The organism is Roseateles sp. P5_E11 (assembly GCF_054049355.1).
In genome coordinates this window covers 1-2,678 of sequence record NZ_JBFUMO010000695.1, presented here as the reverse complement: position 1 = coordinate 2,678, position 2,678 = coordinate 1, and the positions used below count along the sequence as shown (strand labels likewise).

At 64.0% G+C, this 2,678-nt stretch carries 3 protein-coding genes; 2 read left to right on the top strand and 1 reads right to left on the bottom strand.

Annotated elements, in window-relative coordinates; all coding sequences use genetic code 11:
• Positions 1-247: 247 nt before the first annotated feature.
• Positions 248-937 carry a PEP-CTERM sorting domain-containing protein gene (locus tag ACXJKR_RS29300; protein WP_457325846.1) on the bottom strand — a complete coding sequence of 230 codons (690 nt, stop codon included), beginning with the start codon at positions 935-937 and terminating at the stop codon, positions 248-250.
• 244 nt (positions 938-1,181) lie between these two features.
• Here ACXJKR_RS29300 and ACXJKR_RS29295 point away from each other — a divergent pair, with 244 nt between their 5' ends.
• Both ACXJKR_RS29295 and ACXJKR_RS29290 read left to right on the top strand, forming a co-directional pair.
• The gene (locus ACXJKR_RS29295) at positions 1,182-2,171 is read left to right on the top strand and encodes a PEP-CTERM sorting domain-containing protein (protein ID WP_457325845.1); all 990 of its coding nucleotides are present in this window, start codon (positions 1,182-1,184) and stop codon (positions 2,169-2,171) included.
• Between the two features lie 287 nt (positions 2,172-2,458).
• On the top strand, positions 2,459-2,678 hold a 220-nt coding region (locus ACXJKR_RS29290; protein WP_457325844.1), incomplete at its 3' end, for a hypothetical protein.

The following is a 2,678-nucleotide window of genomic DNA, read 5'->3' as shown; positions in this document are numbered from 1 at the left end:
TTGGAGAGGAGCGTTGGGGGCGTGGGTTCCGCCGCGTTGACCAATGGTTCAACGCCTCGTGATGGAGAAGCCGCCGCCGCGCGCAAAGGCTTCGAAGGCGCGCTGCACTTCGGCGGGCCAGCCCGCCTTGCTGCCCACGTTGTTGTAGCCAGAGGACCACGTCGTCCGTTACTTGACTGGTCGGAAACGCCGGACGGGATTCCGGCGTCCACCCTTCGACGAGGCAAAGTGCTAGTGATGGTCCACCTCACGAACGCCGTGACCGACGCTTCACCAGCCACGGCAGCAGTGCTCCGCCGGCCGCGAGCAGGACCCACGAGCCGGGCTCGGGCACGGGTGAGATGCTGACGATGAAAGCCACGCTGTCGATGCTGGCACTGCCGGTCCCGTATGACAGCGCCGTGCCGTCTTCTCCCTCGACATAGCTGGCCGCGACCGTGAAGCCGGTCTGGAAGTCAGCGGCGGCCGGATCGAGCGGGACCATGGCGGTGAAGTTCTGATCGACCCACTGGAGCGGGCCGGGCAAGGACAGCCCCCCATAGCCGTTGCCCACCAGGGAGAAGCTGCCCTTCACCACGGCCTGAAGGCCGGTGATCTGGTAGCCCGGTTCCGCAGTGAATGACAGACCGGTGAACTGCAGCGTGGCCGCGACTTCAAACAATCCCTGGATACCACTGCCACCCACGCTGGCGTACATCTGCGGCTGGAAAGTGAAGCCGTCGCTGCCCGCCGTGTGCGTGACCTGCAGCGTTGGCAGGAACTGCGGGTTCACGCCGTAGTAGGCATCCGTGCCATTCACCAGCACTGCTTCGGCGTAGTAGGACGCGGCGCCGGTTGCGAAATTGGCCGACGCACGGCCGAGGTCAATGGTGCAGGGGTCGCTCGACCCATCGCAGGGCGCTGCCGCTGCTGAGGACGCCACGAATTGCAAGCTCAAAAGCAGGGCGATTGAGGGCAGTCTCCAGGATCTATGCATATGAATTCCTTCGGTTTCGGCGTTACGGTCGGGCCGAGGGAATCTAGTCAAATCGCGCGCCGGGCGCGAATTCAATCGTGGTGGGTGCCATTACCCGAACAGGGTGGTTGGCGCCATCAACAGTGACGATGCGGGCCGGGCTGGCGCTAGGCGGGGCGGTGTTTCCATGCGTCAATCCGCCGCTTCAGCGACATCGGAGATTGGCATGGCACGTTCACCCGCACTCGTTCTGGCCGCCTGCCTGTTGCTGATTGGGGCTGCCGCGCAAGCGGCGACGCCAAAATTCTCGGCCACGGCTTCGGCGGGCAGCGGCACCATCAATATCCCTGGCCCGACCGACTACCACTCCAACGCGGACACGGTGCCTGTCAGTTTCACGGCCACGTCTTCGCAGTTCGAAGCGGCCGGCGGCGGGGCGGCGGTGTCCACGGGGCTGGGCCGTTCCAATGCCTCTGCCTCCGCGGGGCTGGGCGCCTTGCATCTGCTGGCCGAAGCCAGCGCCAACCTGACCAGCACGAACGGCGCCGCGATGTACGCGAATGGCAGCAGTTCGGCCAACGGCAGCATTGACGACGCATTCACGATCAATGCCGTCAATTGCCAGAACCTGAGTCTGTGCGGCCCCGGCGCCTTGGGGCTGCTGACCTTCTCGATCGGTGCCTCGGGGAGCATCGGCGGCAACGGCAACGTGAGTGGCAACTGGTCCGTCATCGGGCAGTGGACGGCCGACGTCACATTGAACGCGGGCTATCTGCCAGGATCGCCCCTCTCACCCAGCGCCGCCTGGCATGGGGATCATTCGATCTCCCGCAACGGCAACGGCGCCCTGTTCGAGTCCAGCAATGGAGAGTTCGGCAGCCAGACGTTCACTGTCAGCTTTGCCTTCGGCACGCCGATCGCGCTGCACTTTGCAGGCACCGTGAGCGCTTCTGCCTCAGCGGGCTATGTGTTCGGCGCCAGCTCGGCCACCGACGCCGCTTTTCGCACCGATTTGTCTCACACCGTGGCCTGGGGTGGCATATCGGGCCTGACGGATGCCAACGGCAATGCCGTCGCCTTTACTGCGCTGAGCGAAGGCAGCGGCGCCGATTTCGCCAAGTCCTTTGCCAGCCCGGTTCCTGAGCCGGGCAGCGTGGGTCTGCTGGCATTCGGGCTGGTCGTGCTGATGCATCGGGTGCGCCGCTCACAGCGTTGACTTGGCTGGCATGCAATCCGACATCGCACCGTAAAGGGCTGGGTCTTCACCGGCTCGTCGATCGTGGTGGTTCGCATGCTGGCGCAGACCGGAATCAATCTGTCTTCGGTTGGCCCTGCGACGCGGGGCATCTCATGGCGATGTTGGCGCAAAGTTCGAGGACCTCGCCGATGAGAGCAGCGCAGTGAGGCATGGGTGACGACATTCGCAGAGGCCAGTCCACGAACCATATGGCGGCCCCTAACCAGTTAAGCTTGCGCGATGCCTTAGTTCTTAAGGAGTCGATGATGAAAGCTGAAACCCGCCGGCTTGCCCCTCGTCTGCCTCTTCTGATGGGCACGCTTTTCGCACTTGTGTTGGCGCCTGCCACGACRCACGCGGTGGTGGTGATAGATCAGCCCCAGTCGATAGGCTTCGGTGTGATGTACCCCTTCATGCCCGGGCAAACCTTCACCGCGGTCGGTACGCGCATCGACACCATTGGCGTCGAGTTGCGCAACATGAACA